9 protein-coding genes are annotated in these 17,157 nt (G+C 71.8%); 3 read left to right on the top strand and 6 right to left on the bottom strand.

The window, feature by feature from the left end; translation table 11 throughout:
* Positions 1–123: 123 nt before the first annotated feature.
* Positions 124–3,060, bottom strand: a complete 2,937-nt coding sequence (locus tag AXZ95_RS07875) for a UPF0182 family protein (protein WP_026307128.1) — start codon at positions 3,058–3,060, stop codon at positions 124–126.
* 86 nt (positions 3,061–3,146) lie between these two features.
* The gene (locus AXZ95_RS07870; protein ID WP_018190485.1) at positions 3,147–4,286 is read right to left on the bottom strand and encodes a PDZ domain-containing protein; all 1,140 of its coding nucleotides are present in this window, start codon (positions 4,284–4,286) and stop codon (positions 3,147–3,149) included.
* A 176-nt stretch (positions 4,287–4,462) separates the two neighbouring features.
* Here AXZ95_RS07870 and AXZ95_RS07865 point away from each other — a divergent pair, with 176 nt between their 5' ends.
* Complete coding sequence (locus AXZ95_RS07865; protein ID WP_018190484.1) at positions 4,463–5,812, top strand: zinc-dependent metalloprotease; 1,350 nt, start codon at positions 4,463–4,465, stop codon at positions 5,810–5,812.
* A 78-nt stretch (positions 5,813–5,890) separates the two neighbouring features.
* Positions 5,891–6,772 carry a hypothetical protein gene (locus AXZ95_RS07860; RefSeq protein ID WP_018190483.1) on the top strand — a complete coding sequence of 294 codons (882 nt, stop codon included), beginning with the start codon at positions 5,891–5,893 and terminating at the stop codon, positions 6,770–6,772.
* On the opposite strand, the gene AXZ95_RS07855 is transcribed toward AXZ95_RS07860, so the two are convergent.
* On the bottom strand, positions 6,717–8,480 hold the full coding sequence (locus AXZ95_RS07855) for an ATP-dependent helicase (RefSeq protein WP_018190482.1): 1,764 nt from the start codon (positions 8,478–8,480) through the stop codon (positions 6,717–6,719). The two genes, AXZ95_RS07860 and AXZ95_RS07855, sit on opposite strands and share 56 nt — an antisense overlap.
* Positions 8,477–9,496: an NAD(+) diphosphatase gene (gene nudC, locus AXZ95_RS07850; RefSeq protein WP_018190481.1), complete on the bottom strand. Its 1,020-nt coding sequence runs from the start codon at positions 9,494–9,496 to the stop codon at positions 8,477–8,479. Before nudC ends, AXZ95_RS07855 begins: the two co-directional genes overlap by 4 nt.
* A gap of 60 nt (positions 9,497–9,556) precedes the next feature.
* On the opposite strand from nudC, the gene AXZ95_RS07845 reads away from it, so the two are divergent.
* Positions 9,557–10,636, top strand: a complete 1,080-nt coding sequence (locus AXZ95_RS07845; RefSeq protein ID WP_018190480.1) for a phosphotransferase — start codon at positions 9,557–9,559, stop codon at positions 10,634–10,636.
* Here the strand turns inward: AXZ95_RS07845 and AXZ95_RS07840 are convergent.
* Both AXZ95_RS07840 and AXZ95_RS07835 read right to left on the bottom strand, forming a co-directional pair.
* Positions 10,567–13,929 carry an ATP-dependent DNA helicase gene (locus AXZ95_RS07840; protein WP_018190479.1) on the bottom strand — a complete coding sequence of 1,121 codons (3,363 nt, stop codon included), beginning with the start codon at positions 13,927–13,929 and terminating at the stop codon, positions 10,567–10,569. The genes AXZ95_RS07845 and AXZ95_RS07840 overlap by 70 nt on opposite strands.
* Positions 13,926–17,114, bottom strand: coding sequence for an ATP-dependent DNA helicase (locus AXZ95_RS07835; RefSeq protein ID WP_018190478.1), 3,189 nt, complete (start codon positions 17,112–17,114; stop codon positions 13,926–13,928). Before AXZ95_RS07835 ends, AXZ95_RS07840 begins: the two co-directional genes overlap by 4 nt.
* Positions 17,115–17,157: the final 43 nt, after the last annotated feature.

Raw genomic sequence — 17,157 nt, 5'->3', positions numbered from 1 at the left:
CAAAGTCGGCGCAAGAGTTTTCCGCGTTCGTCTTGTCGGATTCCGCACTTCGCACGGCGGCCGAGCATACGAAACGGCCCGCGCGAGAACGCGCGGGCCGTTTCAGCCGATCGAGGCGGCGGACTACTTGGCGGCGGGCTGCCCCTCCGCCGCGACGGCGTCGGAGATCGCCTGCTGCAGGCGCTTCTGAGCCTCGCCGTACGCAGTCCAGTCGCCGGACTTCAGAGCGGCCTGGCTGTCGCTGAGCGCCTGGTTGGCACGCTGCAGGGCCTCCTGGAGGGCCGTGTTACCCGCGGCAGAGCCGCCGGTCCCTCCCCCGGTCTGCTCGCCGCCGCCGGTGCCGCCGCCGGTCTGACCGCCGGTGCCACCACCCTCGGTCGGCACGTTGTTGTCACCGGCGGACGCGCCCGAGTCGCCGCCGAACAGGGCATCGAGCGCCTGGTCGAGAGTGTCCTCGAACTCGATCTTGTCGCCGAAAGCCACCAGCACCTTCTGCAGCAGCGGGTAGCTCGTCTCACCCGAGGAGCGGACGTAGACCGGCTGCACGTAGAGCAGACCACCGCCGACCGGCAGGGTCAGCAGGTTGCCGTTGATGACCTCCGATTTACCCTGTCGCAGCAGGTTCAGCTGCTGCGAGACGGTCGGATCCGAGTCGAACTGGTTCTGCATCTGGCCGGGACCGGGGATGGTGTCGCTCGAGGGCAGTTGCAGCAGCCTGAGCTTGCCGTAGCCGGACGCGACCTTGCCCTTGGTGTCGCCGGCATCCGCATCCACCGCCAGATAGCCCTTCAGCACCGACCGGCTCGACTCGCTCGTGCCCGCCGGGATGAAGGTCGAGTAGAGCGAGAACGCGGGGGCGTCCTGGCCCGGCATCTTCATCGTGAGATAGTACGGCGGCTGCAGGGCCGGGTTGCTCGACGGCGAGGTCGGGTCGTTCGGCGTGGTCCAGGCGTCCTCACGGGAGTAGAACGAGCCGGCGTCGTCGACGTGGTACTGGCCGAGCACCGCCCGCTGCACCTTGAACAGGTCGGACGGGTAGCGCACGTGGCTCATCAGCTGGGCGCTCATGTCGCTCACCGGCTTGACGGTGGCGGGGAAGACCTTCTCCCACGTCTTGAGCACCGGGTCGCTGGTGTCCCACGCGTACAGGGTCACCGAGCCGTCGTACGCGTCGACGGTTGCCTTCACCGAGTTGCGGATGTAGTTGATGTCGTCGAAGGCGTAGGCGGGCTTCGGTGTGTCCTTGTCTGCCGTCGCATCGCTCAGGCTGCCGACGTGCGAGTACGGGAACTGGTCGCTCGTCGTGTAGCCGTCGACGATCCACTTGACGCGCCCGTCCACGACCGCCGGGTACGCCTGCGAGTCGACGGTGAGGTAGGGCGCGACCTTCTGCACGCGCTTGATCGGGTCGCGGTCGTAGAGGATCTGCGAGTTGCTGTTGACCGCGTCCGAGAGGACGATCTGCTCGTCCTGGAACTTCAACGCGTAGACCAGCCGCTTGAAGATGTTGTCGAGCTTCGGGCCGCCGTTCCCGTCGAACGTCGTGTACGTCTGCTGCGCGCCGTCCGAGCCGCCCGGGTAGTCGAGCTCGACCTGCTTGGAGCCCTTCGGGGCGCCGACGATCGAGTACGTCGGCGACTGCTCGCCGAAGTAGATGCGCGGCTGGTACGTGCCGAGCGTCCCGGTGGTGGGGATGCCCGACTCCATGAACACCGGCTGGCCGTCGGGAGAGCGCTGGTTGCCGTAGGCGGCGACCAGACCGTAGCCGTGCGTGTAGACGACGGTGTCGTTGAACCAGTTGCGGGTGCCGCCGAGGCCGGACTGCTGCAGCTCGCGGACCGCGACCACCGCATCCTGCTGCGTGCCGTTGACCTCGTAGCGGTCGACGTTCAGCTTCTCGGGGAACGCGTAGTACTGCCGGAACTGCTGCAGCTGGCGGAACGACGGGCTGACCACGGCGGGGTCGAGGATGCGGATCTGCGCGGTCGTCTGCGCGTCCTGCCGCAGGGCGCCCTGCTCGGCCGTCGTCTTCGCGTTGTACGGGATCGTCTCGATGTCGCTGAGCCCGTACGCCTCCCGGGTGTAGTCGATCCCCTTCTGCACGTAGGGCGACTCCAGCGTCTTCTGGCTCGGGTCGACCTGGAACCGCTGGACGACCCACGGCACGATCGCGCCGACCACCAGTGCGGCGACGATGAGCAGCGCCGTGCCGACCATCGGGAAACGCCAGCGACCGATGAAGGCCGTCAGCACGAACAGGATGGCGACGAACACCGCGGCGCCCGCCAGGATCGCGCGGCCCGGGATGGTCGCGTTGACGTCCGTGTAGGCGGCGCCGTTGATCATGTCGTTGACGTTGGAGTCGGTGACCGTGGCGTAGCGGTCGAGCCAGATGCTGATGCCCTGCAGGAGGAGGTACAGCGCGGCGATCACGGAGATCTGGACGCGCGCGGCGCGCGAGATGCGCACCTCGCGACCGCTGACCCGGATCGAGCCGTACAGGTAGGTGGTGGCCAGCGTCGCGAGCAGCGAGATGAGCACGACCGCCGACGCGAACCCGACAGCGCTGCGGTAGAACGGCAGCGCGAAGAGGTAGAAGCCGATGTCCAGGTGGAAGAGTGGGTCGGTCTTGCCGTAGGCGGTGCCGTTCAGCCAGAGCGCCGCGGTCTGCCAGCGGCTCGCGGTCGAGACGCCGGCGAAGATGCCGAAGACGATCGGGATGCCGTACATCGCGAGGCGCCGCAGCGGCTCGATGACCTGCTGGTAGCGGTCGAGCTGCGAGTTCAGCTTGGCGTAGACCGGGCGCAGCCGGTACGCGAGCTGGATGGACAGCCAGAGCGGCAACGCCATCCCGAAGAAGCCGATGAAGAACATGGCGATGCCTGCGAACCACTGCGTGGTGAGCACCTGGAGGTAGCCGAGCTGGTCGTACCAGAGGATGTCGGCGTACAGCCCTGCGAAGACGAAGAACAGGATGACCACCGCGACGATCACCCCGAGAGTGATCCAGATGGCCGCGCGCCGGCGGCCTGCGGGTCGAGCTGCTGCTGTTGAACTCACGTATGGCCTTCTTGGTCTCGCGTGGCGGGGATGTGAACCATCCTAGGCAAGGGACGCTTGGAGAACGCTGCTACGCGACCGTGCGCTCACCGGGCGGGGCAGGTGGCGAGGCCGGAGGTGCTCGATCCGTCCTCCACCGCCTTCAGGACTTTGAGGGAGTCGTCCAGCGTCTTCACGGCGAACACGCGGAGACCGGCGGGGATGTGGCCGGTCACCTCGTCGCAGTTCGAGGCGGGCGCGAGGAAGTAGTCGGCCTTGCCGTCGTCGCGCGCGGCGTACATCTTCTGCCGGATGCCGCCGATCGGGCCGATCTGCCCCGTGTTGTCGATCGTGCCCGTCCCGGCGATGCGCTTGCCGCCGTTCAGGGATCCGGGCGTCAGCTTGTCGATGATCCCGAGCGCGAACATCTGGCCGGCGCTCGGGCCGCCCACGTCGTTGAGCTGGATCTTCACGTCGAAGGGAAACGTGTAGTCCATCCCGGCGCCGATGCCGAGGACGACCTGCCCCTGCGACTCGGTCGGGGTGATCGAGACGGTCGTCGGCGCGCCGTCCCGCACGATCCCGAGCTCGGCCGCCTTGCCGGTGCCGTTCTCCTTCACCGCGCTCCGGAGCTCGTCGACACTCGCGATCTTCGTGCCGTTGACGGAAGTGATCTCGTCGCCCACCTTCAGCACATCGGCGGCCGGCGTGCCCTTGATCAGCTGCTTCACGGCCACGTTCTCGGGGAAGGTGTAGCCGAGCTCGTTGAGGGCGGCGGCGATCGCATCCTGCTGGGAGTCGACCATCAGGGCGGCGTTCTCGGCGTTCGACTGCTCGGTGGTGGTGCCGGGCGGGAACACCGACTCGAGCGGCAGGACCGCCTTGCTCGGCTGGAACCACGCGCCCGCGATCTCCATCCACGACGGGCGCTGCTCCGGATTGCCCACCACCGAGACGGTGAGCAGGTCGAGCGACCCGGACGTCGGATAGGTCTTCTGGCCGGAGATGCTGATGAGCTCCTTGGCGTCCCCGCCCTCCGTCGCGCCGACCTGCTGGTCGGTGCCGAGGGTGTTGTAGACGGGGCCCGGCTGCTCGATCACGAACGGAGCGGGGACCAGCGCGAGCACCAGGCCGAGGACGACGGCGAGGCCGATGGCGACCCATCCGATGATCACGCGCCGCGGCGGCGCGATGCGCGTGCGCTCCTGGGTGCGCAGCGTCGGGTCCTCGTCGCCGAACAGCGTCACGGGGGCGTCCTCTCGTCAGGGTCGTGTTCGCCACAGGCGCACGGTCCGGAAGCGAGCATAGGGCAATTCCCACCCGGCATCCCGGCGCCAGCGGCTAGCGTAGATGACAAGCCTGAAGCCGAGCCCGACGGCTGCTCACCGGACGGCCGGCTCACTTCGAGGAGTAGGGAACGACGATGGCCGACGACCAGAACGAGGAGCGGGACGACGACGAGTTCCGCGACATGCTGAACCAGTTCCTGTCGGGGAACGGCGCATCGATCGACCCGAGCCGCCTCGCCGGCGCCGCGGGCCTCCCCAACGATCCCGCCAGCATCCAGGCGCTGCTCGGACAGCTGCAGAACGCGCTGATGAACCCGGGCGGAGGCATCAACTGGGACATCGCCGAGCAGCAGGCGCGCCAGCTGGCCGCCGACGGCGCCCATGCGGTCACACCGGCCGAGCGCGCCTCGCTCGACCAGGCCTTCCACGTGGCCGCACTCTGGCTCGACCAGGCGACCGGTGTCGCCGGACTCAGCGCCACGCCCGAGCTGATCGGCCGTGCCGAGTGGGCCCGGCAGACGATGCCGCTGTGGACGCAGCTGGCCGAACCGGTTGCGCTCAGCATCTCCGACGCGCTCACCCGCGTCCTCGCCGAGCAGGCTCCGGAGGAGATGCAGGCCATGCTGCAGAACGCCGGCCAGGTCATGCGCTCCATCGGCGGGGCCCTGTTCGCGATGCAACTCGGCCAGGTGGTCGGGCAGCTCTCCAAGGAGGTCGTCTCCGGTGGGGACATCGGCATCCCGCTGCTGCCGGACGGCACCGCTGCGCTGCTCCCGCAGAACATCGCGGAGTTCGGCGACGGTCTCGACATCCCCGATGACCAGATCCAGCTGTACCTCGCGGTGCGCGAGCTCGCACACGCGCGCCTGTTCCGCCACGCCAAGTGGCTGCGCCTCCAGCTGATCACGCAGATCACGGCCTTCGCCAAGGGCATCACCATCGACACCGATGCCCTGGAGTCGCTGGCCGAGAACTTCGACCCGTCCAACCCCGACGAGCTGCGCGAGGCGATGGTGAGCGGCCGGCTGATCCCGCCGCGCACCGAGGAGCAGCAGGAGGCGCTCGCGCGTCTCGAGACCGTCCTCGCGCTGGTCGAGGGCTGGGTGGACGTGGTGACTGCCAACGCCACCCGCCTGCTCCCCCGGGCCGACGCGATCGCCGAGACGGTCCGTCGCCGGCGTGCGTCGGGCGGTCCGGCGGAGTCCGCGTTCGCGACCCTGGTCGGACTGGAGCTGCGACCGCGCCGGTTGCGCGACGCCGCCGCGATGTGGCAGGCCGTGACGGAGGCGGTCGGCATGGATGCGCGCGACGACCTGTGGTCGCACCCGGACCTGCTGCCGCAGTCGTCCGACCTCGACGACCCGTCGGCGCTGGTCGCACGGCTCACCGCCACCGCGACCGGTCAGGAGCCCGAGCAGGATGCGCTCGACCAGGCCATCGAGGACCTCCTGCGCGACGACCGGGACCGGCCGACCGAAGCCTGACCTGTGGATGACCGGGGTGCGCGGTCAGCGGCTGTGGACAACCGCTGACCGGGCCCCGGCGTCCGGCAGGATGCGGGGATGGCCCTCGCACTCGACCCCCGCATCCAACGTGTCTGGCGCACTCCGGACTGCCTGCAGTTCGGTGTGGAGCAGCCGGTGCTCGTGCTCGACGGCGTCAGTGCGGCCGACGAGCGGATGCTCGCGGCGCTCGCCTGCGGCGTGACCCGCGAGGGATTGCAGCTGCTCGCGGAGAGGGCCGGCGCGCCGCCGGGTGCGGCCACGGCGCTGCTGAAGCGCGTCGCGCCCGTGCTGGCGCGCGATGAGGGACGCGAGAACCGGGACGAGCGATCGCCCGGCCGGCCGCCGCTCATCGTGCTCGATGCGGCGGGACCGACGGCGTCGCACCTCGCTCGGATGCTGACCGATGCCGGCGCGGAGGTGCGCGGCGGACTCGCGTGGGACGACCCGGCGCTCGACCGGGCAGAGGCGGCGGTCATCGTCGGCTCGTACGCGATCGAGCCCCAGCGTTCCGCCCGCTGGCTGCGGCGCGACATCCCTCACCTTGCGGTCGTGTTCGGGGATGCCGGGGCCACGGTCGGGCCGTGGGTGCGACCCGGAGCGGCGCCCTGCCTCCGGTGCGTCGACCTTCACCGCACGTCCGCCGATCCGGCGTGGCCGGTGATGGCCACCCAGCTGCACACGCTGCCACCGCCGGGTGAGGACGCGATCACGTCCGCCATTGTCGCCGCCCGCGCCGCCGCGCTGGTGCTCGCGGGCGTCGGCGCTGCCCGCGGACGGCCGGTACTTCCGCCACCGGTCGGGGTGAGCTGGCGGTTGCTCCGCGACCGGACGGACAAGGGCAGCGCGGACGGGAGCGACGCGCGATGGGGCGGCGCCGACTGGGTCAGCGCTGCCTGGGAGCCGCACCCGGAGTGCGGGTGTCTCGGCCTTCCGCCGTGACCGTCGGCCGCAGCTCCGCCAGGAAGCGGGACGGCTGCCGGAGTTGCGGCCTGCCGGGCTGGTTGCCGCGCGCCGCCCAGCTGAGGTGGAGGCTGCGGCGTGCGCGGGTGATGCCGACGTACAGCAGGCGGCGCTCTTCGTCGATCTGCTCGAAGGTGCTCGCATAGCTGATCGGGACGAGTCCCTCGCTGAGGCCGATCAGGTAGACCGAGGGCCATTCCAATCCCTTGGCCGCGTGAAGGGTCGCGAGCGTCACGGCCGACATCGTCGGCTCGTGCTGACCGGCCTGCCGGGCGAGCAGTTCGTCGGTGAAGCCGCGGAGCGTCTGGCCGGGCGGCTGCTCGTCCACCAGGCCCATGATGGCGTTCAGCGACTCCCAGCGCTCGCGGACGGCGCCACGGGCCTCGGGAGGCTGCACCGACCATCCCAGCGAGCGCAACACGTCGCTGACCGACTTGAACAACGGGTCCTCGGTGGCCGCGAGACTGGCCGCCCGCAGCGACATGACGGCCTGTCGCACCTCCGGCAGGTCGAAGAAGCGCTTCGAACCGCGGATCTGGTAGCTGATCCCGAGGTCGCCGAGCGCCTGCTCGAGTGCCGCGGCCTGGACGTTGACGCGGTACAGCACCGCGATGTGCTCCGGCCGTGCCCCCGCGGTCAGCTCGGCGGCGATGCGTCCGGCGACGGCGCGGGCCTCGGCTCGATCGTCCTCGAAAATGGCGGGCTCGGTGACGGGGTCACCGTGCGGTGCACCACCGGCGACCTCGGCCGGGCGCAGGGTCAGCGCGCCGGACCTCCCGCGCATCAGCCGGTTCGCCGTGTCGATCACGGCCGGCGTCGAGCGGTAGTTCTGCTCCAGTCGCACCACGGTCGCGCCGGGATGCTCGTGCTCGAACCCGAGCAGGTACTCGCTGCGGGCTCCGGCGAAGGAGTAGATCGTCTGGCTGGCGTCGCCGACGACGCACAGGTCACGGCGGGTGCCCAACCACAGGCTGAGCAGCTGGTGCTGGAGCGGCGAGACGTCCTGATACTCGTCCACGACGAAGAAGCGGTACTGCTCGCGCACCTGCAGGGCGACCGCCGGCTCGGACTCGATCATCCCGGCGCAGGCGAGCAGCACATCCTCGAAGTCGATCTGCTTGCGTTCGTCCTTGAGGTCCTCGTACGACTGCAGCAGATCGGCGACCTGCGTCGCGGTCAGCGAGCCGGGGGTCGGCCGGTCGGCGGCCGTGTACTGCTCGATGCTCAGGCCAGAGACCTTGCGCCACTCGATCTCCGCGGCGACGTCACGCAGGGTGGCCGTGTCCACCTTCACCTTCAGCCGCTCTGCGGCATGCCCCAGGATGCGGCCCTTGCCGTCGAGCACGGAGGGCAACTGGCCGCCGACGACCTGCGGCCAGAAGTAGTTCAGTTGCGCGAGGGCGGCGGAGTGGAAGGTCCGCGCCGACACTCCCCCGGCGCCGAGCTGGCGCAGGCGGCCGCGCAACTCGGCAGCGGCGCGCGCGGTGAACGTCAGCGCCATCACACGACCGGGCGCATAGGCGCCGGAGGCGACGCCGTACGCGATGCGGTGCGTGATCGCGCGCGTCTTGCCCGTGCCGGCACCGGCGAGGATGCACACCGGGCCGAACAGCGCCTCCGCGGCGACCCGCTGCTGCGCGTCCAGCCCGGCCAGCAGGGCGTCCGGGCCGGAGAGCGCGGTGCTCACGGCGCCGGCGGCTCGTCGAGCGGGCCGCCGTACCAGTCCTCGATGAGGGCTCGCGCGATGGAGGAGCGGCCCGGGAGGATGATCTGCTCGCGCGCCGCCCACAGCTCGTCGCGGGTGAACCAGCGCACGTCGAGGATCTCCTCGCCGTCCGGATCGAGCGCGCTCGCGGCCTGATCATCGGCCAGCCGCGCCGTCATGCCGACCATCACCGATGCCGGGAACGGCCACGGCTGCGAGCCCTTGTAGCGGGCGTCGACGACGCGGATGCCCGCCTCCTCGAACATCTCGCGCTCCACCGCCGCCTCGAACGACTCGCCCGGCTCGACGAAACCGGCGAGCAGCGAATAGCGGGAGTTCTCCCACATCGCGTTGGAGCCGAGCAGGAGCCGGTCGTCCGCATCCAGCACCGTCACGATGACCGCGGGGTCGGTTCGCGGGAACACCTCGGAGCCGTCCTCGAGGCAGCGCCGCACCCAGCCTGCCTGCTCGACCACCGTCGGCGATCCGCAGCGGGGGCAGTGCGTGTGCGTCGCGTGCCAGTTCGCCATCGCGAGCGCCTCGGTGAAGAGGCCCGCGTCGCGGTCGCTCAGCGCGGTGGCGACCGTACGCAGGTTGCCCCAGCGCGCCTCGTCCGGCTCCAGCTCCTGCGCGGCGGCGTCGGTCAGCACCTGCAGCACCACGGCGGTGCCCGCGGGCTCGGTCGCCGAGGCGACCGTGGTGCGGCCGAGGTACACGCGGATCAGCGCGGAGGTGACCCGGTCCACCGGCAGCAGCTCCAGCTCGGCCGGTCCGGCATCCGGGGCCGACCAGCCGTCGGCTGCGGGGGTCGCGGCCGCGACGCTCTCCGCGGTCAGCAATGCCCGTCCCTTCCACAGCGCGAGCACGCGCGTGGTCGGCTCCTCCCAGAGCTCGTCGAACAGGGCAGGCCGCGATCGCGCGGCATGGTCGCGATCGGTCGCGTGCCGCGAGAGCGGAAGAGCGGCGAGGGGAAGGGCGGGAGTCGGGGCGGACGACATCGAGGTCCTTTCGGGGCGTGGCGGACGGCCGTCGCAGGGAGGTCCAATTAGCCTAGGTGCATGGCCAGATCCCACTTCACTCTAGCCGCGCTGGCCACCTCGGCCGTTCCCGACCTCGACGTCTCCGGCGCCCGCAGCTATACCAGGAGCGGCGCAGGCGAGTTCGACTCGGCGCTGCTGTCGACGAGGGACGGCTCCACCGTCATCGTGCGCGTGCCGACGAACCAGATCGCGGAGACCGAGCAGAGCGCCGATCTGGTCGCGCTGCGCGCACTCACCACCGGCATCCGCAGCCGTCTCCCGTTCGAGGTGCCCCGCTACCTCGGCCAGGCGCCGGTCGCGGGAACGCGCGCCGTCGTCTACGACTTCCTCCCCGGCGAGCACATCGCGGTGGAGGACGTGCCGCCGGGCGATGGCCTGGCCGGGTCGATCGGGCACGCCATCGCGGCCATCCACGCGCTCCCCACCGCCTTCGTCGGCGAGGCCGGCCTGCCGGTGATGTCGTCGGCCGAGTGCCTCACGGCGGCGAACTCGGTCATCGAATCGGCCGCATCCACCGGTCTCCTGCCCGTCGCGCTGCGCGACCGGTGGCGGGACGCGGCGGCCGACCACTCGATCTGGCAGTTCCAGCCGACCGTCATCAACGGCTCCCTCACCTCGGACTCTTTCCTCGTCGAGGACGACGTCGTCACCGCCGTGCTCGGCTGGTCGGCGCTCCGCGTCGGCGACCCGGCGCGCGACCTGCACTGGCTGCTCGCCATGAACCCGGAGGCGACCGACGGCGCCCTGGGCGCCTACGCCTCCACGCGGCAGGTCGCCACCGACCGCCAGTTCACCCAGCGCGCCATGCTGTACGCCGAGCTCGAGGTGGCCCGGTGGCTCCTCCACGGCCGCGAGGTGCGCGACCAGACGATCGTGGATGACGCGGTCGAGATGCTCGACGGCCTGGTGGACCGCGTCCGCAGCAACTCGATGAACCCGCTCTCGACGGCGACCGGCCCGATCATGGCCGTCGGCGATGTGGAGGCCATGCTCGACCGGACCCCCGGCGACCGCACGGATCCCGGAGGCTACGGGCGCTCGGGCGGGATGAAGCCGGTCGCCGACGACCAGAGCGACGTCAGCTCCTCCTCCGCGTAGAGGCGTTCCGGCCGCACGACCGCATCGTCGGCCACGAAGTAGAAGACCGCGTCGATCCGCTCCGGGTCGATCCCTGCGTAGCGGGCGAACGCCAGGCGGTAGAGCGCGAGCTGCAGCTGTTTGCGCTCCAGGTCGTCCGCGTCGCGCGGCGCCTTGCCGGTCTTCCAGTCGACGATCTGGTAGTCGTGGATGCCGTCCTCCGCCCGGTAGACGGCGTCGAGCTTGCAGACGACCACCTGCCCGGCGAGGGTGATGTGGATCTCCAGCTCCACCTCTTCCGGACGCCGCCCGGCCCACTGGCTGCGCTCGAAGGTGGCACGGAGCTCCTCGAAGCGCTCAGCCTCGAGCACATCGCCCGCGAGGTCGTCCAGTTCGGCGACGTGGGCGTCGAGCACGTCGGTCGCGCCCGCGACCGTGCCGAAGCGCTCCTCCACCCAGCGGTGGAACAGGGTCCCCAGCCTCGTCTGGCGGTACGGGCGCTCGGGCATCGGCCGGCGCAGGGTCGCCGCCACCGATGCCGGGTCGGTCACGTAGTCCTTGAACCGCGAGGCCGGGATACGCGCGGGCGGCTCGACGAGACCGGCCTCCTCTGCGCGTCGGGCGCGTTCGGCCAGCAGCAGGTCGAGGTCGCGCGCGTAGACACCGCCGTCGCCCGCCCCGCGCTCCCGTGCTCGGCGGACCGCCTCCGCCGCTGCCTCGACGCGCGTGCGGCGGGCGCCGAGCGGCTCAAGCGGCCAGGTCACGGTGGATGCGGTCAGCGCGAGCGGGTTCTCCTCCGGCTCGTCGCAGTCCGGGAACGCGTCCGGCGGCAGCAGACCCGCCTCCTGCAGTTCCAGGAGGTACGACCCGGGGCCGCGCGGCTTGGTCTGGGTCGACCAGTACGAACCGGACAGCAGCAGCCGCTGCCGGGCCCGGGTGACGGCGACGTAGATCAGCCGGCGCTGCTCGTCGAGGTGCCGGGCGAGGTTGTCCTCCTCGAACGCCGCGATCGAGTCGTTGACGTCCTTCTGGGTCTCGGCGGTGCGCCAGGCGATCACCGGAAGCTCGGCAGAGTCTCCGCGGAACTCGTTCGGCAGCTGCCCGAAGGCCAGCCAGCCCTTGCGGCTCTGCGGCGGCCCGGGGAGCTCCCCCTCGACGAGGCGCGGGACGGCCACGACATCCCACTCCAGGCCCTTCGCGCCGTGGATGGTGAGGATCTGCACGGTGCCCGGCTCCGGCTCTTCGCTGCGCGGGGCCAGGTTGTCGCGCTGCTCCGCCTCCGCGAGCCACGACAGGAAGGAGCCGAGGGTCGCCTGGTCGTCCGCCGCGAGGTACGAGGCGACCTGCTCCGCGAACGCGTCGAGGCTCGCCTGACCGAGCTGCGCGGTCTCGTTCGCCGCGACCTCGATGTCGAGCAGAAGCTCCTGCTGCACCAGCGTGACGAGGTCGAGCAGGTCGAGCCCGACCCGTGACCGCAGGTGGTCGAGCCGTCGGCCGGCGTCGCGCATCCGCGCCAGCCCCTCCGGGCTGAATCCCTCCAACCGTCCGTGGTCGTGCGGTGCCTCGACGACGAAGTCGAGCGCATCCACCAGGGACGCCGACTCCTCCCCCGCGACGGATCGCCGCAGCCGGTCGCGCAGTTCGGGATCGAGCCGCTGGTACCGGTGGTCGCGCTCGGCGAGCCACGACGCGACATCGCGCAGCGCGGCGATGTCCTTCGGCCCGACGCGCCACTTCGCGCCTGTGAGCAACCGGATCAGCTCGGAGCCGGCGGTCGGGTCGTGCATGACCCGCAGGGCGCTGACGAGGTCGGCGATGACCGGCTGCTCCAGTAGACCGCCCAGACCGAGCACGTGATACGGGATGCCGTGGCGGGCGAGGGCGGACGTGAACACGTCGATCTTCTTCAGCGACCGGCAGAGCATCGCAGCACTCGGCGGGACGCCGTCGTCGTCGCGCTCGCCGAGCCGTGCGCCGAGCCAGCGCGCCGCCGTCTCGGCCTCGTCGGCGACCGTCTGCTCGAACACCGCCGTCAGCTCCCCCGCGACAGCGCCGGGGCGCGGCTGCAGGCGCTCGACGTGCACCGGCGAGGCAGCCGTCAGCAGCTCCACGAGCGCGTTCGCCGCATCCAGGACGCGCGTCGGGTTGCGCCAGCTGGTGCTCAGCGCGTACTCGGACGCTCCGCCCTCCGCCCCAGCACGCTGACCGGTGAAGTCGGCGGAGAACCGGCCGAGGTTGGCCGCGCTGGCGCCGCGCCAGCCGTAGATGGACTGGTGCGGGTCGCCGACCGCCATCACCGGCTGCCCGGCGAACAGCGTCGAGAGCAGGCGGGTCTGCACGACCGAGGTGTCCTGATACTCGTCGAGCAACACGACGCGGTAGCGCCGGCGGTAGTCGGCGACCACCGCGGGGAGGCGCTCGCTCACATCCAGCGCGAGGGCCACCTGGTCGGAGTACTCGACGAATCCACGACGGCGCTTCTCGTCGGCGAAGGCGCGGGCGAGATCGAGCAGCGGAGGAAGCGACCCGACGGCGTCGACGGCCGAGCGCACGGAGGCGTAGAGCTCTTTCACGCGCCCGTTGCCCGTCGGCAGCTCGGCGATGCGCCCGAACTGCTCCACCATCCGCTCGACGTCGTCCGGGTCGGCGACGTTCTCGCTGAGCGCCCGGCTCAGCGTCACGACCGCGGTCGTGACCGCCTCGACGCCCCGGTCGAGCTCGACCAGGCGGTCGTCGGTGCTGGTAACGACGAGACGGCGGGCGAGCTGCCACGCCGACGCCTCGCTGAGAACCGCCGACTCCGGCTCGCGGCCGATCAGCAACGCGTTCTCGCGGAAGATCGCGTTCGCGAACGAGTTGTAGGTGGCGACCGCCGGGGCGTCGAACGGGTCGAACTCCACCTCGGTCACGCCGGACGCGACCAGCTGCTCGATACGGGTGCGGATGCGGCCCGCCAGCTCGCCCGCCGCCTTGCGGGTGAACGTCAGGCCGAGGATCTCGGGAACTCGGACGTGGCCGTTCGCGAGCAGCCAGACCACCCGGTTCGCCATCGTCTCGGTCTTGCCGCTGCCGGCTCCCGCGACCACGATCGCGGGTCGGAGCGGCGCCTCGATGACCGCCTGCTGCTGGGCGGTCGGGATGGGCAGCCGGAGCGCCTCGGCGATGTCCGCCGCGCTCAGCGCACGCGACGGGCGCGGCCGCTCCTCCTCCGTCTCGGCCAGCGAGAAGGCCTGCTCGACCAGGTCGAGCTCCGCCTGCTCGGTCGCCCACTCCAGGAGGCTCTCGTCGTCGACGTGCGTCGCTTCGTCCGTCATGCTCCTCCTCCCGCGCTCACCGCAGGCACCAGGTGGATGCGGTACTCGTACTTCCCGTGCGGGTCGCGTTCGCCCAGGTCGACGACCCCGGCGAAGGTCGCGCCCGCCATGCCGTCGGCCGCCCGCGCGACGCGCTCTCGCAGCCGGTCGAGCCCTTCATCGTCGACGCGGTCCTGAGCGACCTCGCGGTAGCCCTTCCCGCGGACGCCCTTGGCGACGAAGAGCAGCTTCGCCCCGCCGGATGGCAGGTCCGCGGCCTGCTCCACCGCTCCGTGCTCCAGGGCGAGCTGATAGGCGCCCAGCTGCGCGTGCTCGGCCGCTTCCGCCGCCGAGGGCGTGCGGTTGCCCGTCTTGAGGTCGACGATGACGACCGTGCCGTCCGGTGTGCGCTCCACCCGGTCGATCGTCCCGCGCACCAGCGCCCGGCCGAGGCGCAGCTCGAAGGCGCCCTCGGAGCCGAGCAGTACGCCACCGGCGCGCTCGAAGTCGCGGAGGTACTCCGAGACCCCGGCCGTGAGGGTCCGCGTCCGTCGCCGCTCCTTCTCCTCCAGCCACGGCGACTCGAACGCGAGCTCGCCCCACCGGCGCTCGATGCCCTGCCACAGCCGCTCGACGCTGAGGTCGCGGTCGTCGCTCGTGCTCGCCTCCTCCATCACGGCGTGCACGACGGTGCCGATGCCCGCGGCGAGACCGTTCGGCGAGGCGGCCATCGTGTCCACGAACCACGCCAGCGGCGACTTCTCGAACGTCTCCAGCCGCGACGGAGACACCCGGACCACGGCCTCCGGGTCGTCGAGGTCGACCAGCGGCTCGGTCGTCGACGGCTCCAGCAGGCCGTACCAGGTGGCGGGATCGGCGCCCTCGACGTCCGCGTCCGCCAGCCGGGCGAGCGCTTCGGCCGCGTCGGGTGCGCCCGTTGTGGCGAGGCGGCGACGCAACCGGCCGACCATGCCACGGAGGGAGAGCGGATGGGCGCCGTCGTCGGCGTCGTCGACGGCCAGGTCGGCTGCGAGGCGCAGGAACGGGGAGGGCTGCTCGTCGTCGTTCGCCGTGGCCGTGAGGATCACCTGGCCGCGGGCGCGCGAGACCGCCAGCGCGAACATCCGGAGCTCGTCGCCGAGCACCTCCGCCCGCTCGTCCTCGGTCTCGGTGGTGCGGCCCTCCACCGCGTCCGCGAGCTCCTGCGGGTGCAGCAGCGAACCACGCAGGCGCAGGTTGGGCCAGACGCTCTCCTGGAGCCCGGCGACGACGACGACCTCGAACTCGCGCCCGATGGTGGCGCTCGGGGTGCAGACCAGCACGGCATCGCCGGCCGTGCGGGCGGCCAGGGTGTCCTCCGGGACCTCCGCGCCGAGGAGTTCGACGACGAAGTCGGAGGCCGGACGCTCCGGGTAGCGCTCGACGAAGCGGCGGGCGGCGGTGAACAGCGCGACGACGCCGTCGAGGTGCCGGTTCGCCTCGTCGGCGACGATGCCCGTGCGCTCCGAGTGCTCCAGCCAGCGGGCGGCGAGGCCGCTGCGCTCCCAGACGTGCCAGAGCAGCTCCTCGATCGAGGCGCCGTTCTCGGCCTTCTCGCGGCCGGATCGCAGCGTCTCGGCCAGGCGTGCCGCCCGGCGGGCCGGGCTCGCGTCGATGGTGGCCAGGTGCGCGGGATGCTGCAGCGCCTCCACGAGCAGCTCATCGCCCGGGCGGTTGCCGTCGCCCGCGAGCTCCTCCTGGCGGAGGGCGAGGCGCAGCCGCCGCAGGCTGACGCTGTCGAGCCCGCCGAACGGCCCGAGAAGCAGTTCGGTGGCGACCACGGGCGTCAGCTCGATCGCGCCGAGTTGCACGCCGGCGATCGTGATCAGCTGGCGGGCGGCGAAATCGTCGCGCAGCGGACGCCCGGCGATGCTCGTCGTCGTCGGGACCTCCGCGACCGCGAGGGCACGCGAGAGGGCGGGCACATGGGCGCCCGAACGGACCACGACGGCCATCGCGCTCCAGGGGACGCCGTCGAGCAGGTGACGTTCGCGCAGCTTGCGCGCCAGCCGCGACGCCTCGGCGGGGGCAGACACCGCGACGAGCCGCACGATCTCGGGGCGGCGCTCGGCCGCATCCACATCGTCAGCATCCACCTGCGCCGCATCCGGCTGCTCCGGTTCCGGGCGCCCGGCCGCGGCCAGCCGCTGGACGCCGGCTGCGGCCGTGCCGATGCGTTCGGTCACCCGGGCGGTCAGCTCGCGCAGCGCGGGCGTCTGGCGGTGCGCCGTGGTCAGCACGAAGCGGGTCACCGGCACGCCGAGGCGACCCTCGAGCTGCCCCAGGGCCGTGGTCTGGGCCCCGCGGAAGGTGGTGGATGCGACATCCGGGTCGCCGAATGCGACGACCGCGACGCCGCGCGCCGCCAGCGCCCGCAGCAGCGCCAGCGTCGCGACCGTCGCCTCCTGCAGGTCGTCCACGAAGACGGCGCGCAGGCCGTCGAGCGAGCTGCCCTCGGCGATGACCGTGACCGCCGACGCGATGAGCTCGGCCGAATCGACGAAGCCGCCGCGGTAGCTGTCGACCACGAGCTGGTACTCGGCGATGAAGCGGGCGGCGGCGCGCCACTCGTCGTGGCCGGTGATCGCGCCGAGCTCGGACAGCCGGGAGGGGGTGACGCCGCGCTCGGCGCAGCGCGCCATCAGCTCGCGCAGCTCGGTACGGAATCCGCGCAGCGTCCGCACCTCCTCGACGAGCGGCTCCGGCCAGACCGGACCGGTTCCGTCCTCCAGGTGGCCGCTGATCAGCTCGGCGATGATCTGATCCTGCTCGCCTCCGGTGAGGAGGCGCGGGGGCTCTGCTCCGATGCGTCGCGCCCGCTCGCCGACGAGCTGGAACGCGAGCGATGTCGCCGTGCGCGCCAGAGGCCCCTGCGTGGGAACGCCGAGGCGCAGGGCGATGCGGTCGCGGAGCGCCGTCGCCGCGGTGCGCGAGGCGCTCAGCGCCAGCACCTCGTCCGGCCGGTAGCCGCGGTCGAGCACGCGCTCGGCCAGGGCCTCCACCAGCGTCGTGGTCTTGCCCGTGCCGGGCGCTCCGAGCACGGCGGCGGAGGCGCCGTCCGGCAGCAGGAGCACCTCCGACTGCGAGCCGTCGAGCGCCGGGCCGCCCGCTGCGGGAGGGGATGCGAGGGTGCCGGCGGCGTGCATCCGGAAGCCTCGAGCGATCATGTCCTTCACGGTATCGGCGTCCGCCGACAGAGAACGCGAGCGG

Origin of the sequence: Leifsonia sp. 115AMFTsu3.1 (assembly GCF_004362795.1) — a bacterium.
Lineage (GTDB): Bacteria > Actinomycetota > Actinomycetes > Actinomycetales > Microbacteriaceae > Leifsonia.
The sequence above is the reverse complement of the archived record's forward strand: the minus strand, read 5'-3'. Positions and strand labels throughout refer to the sequence as shown.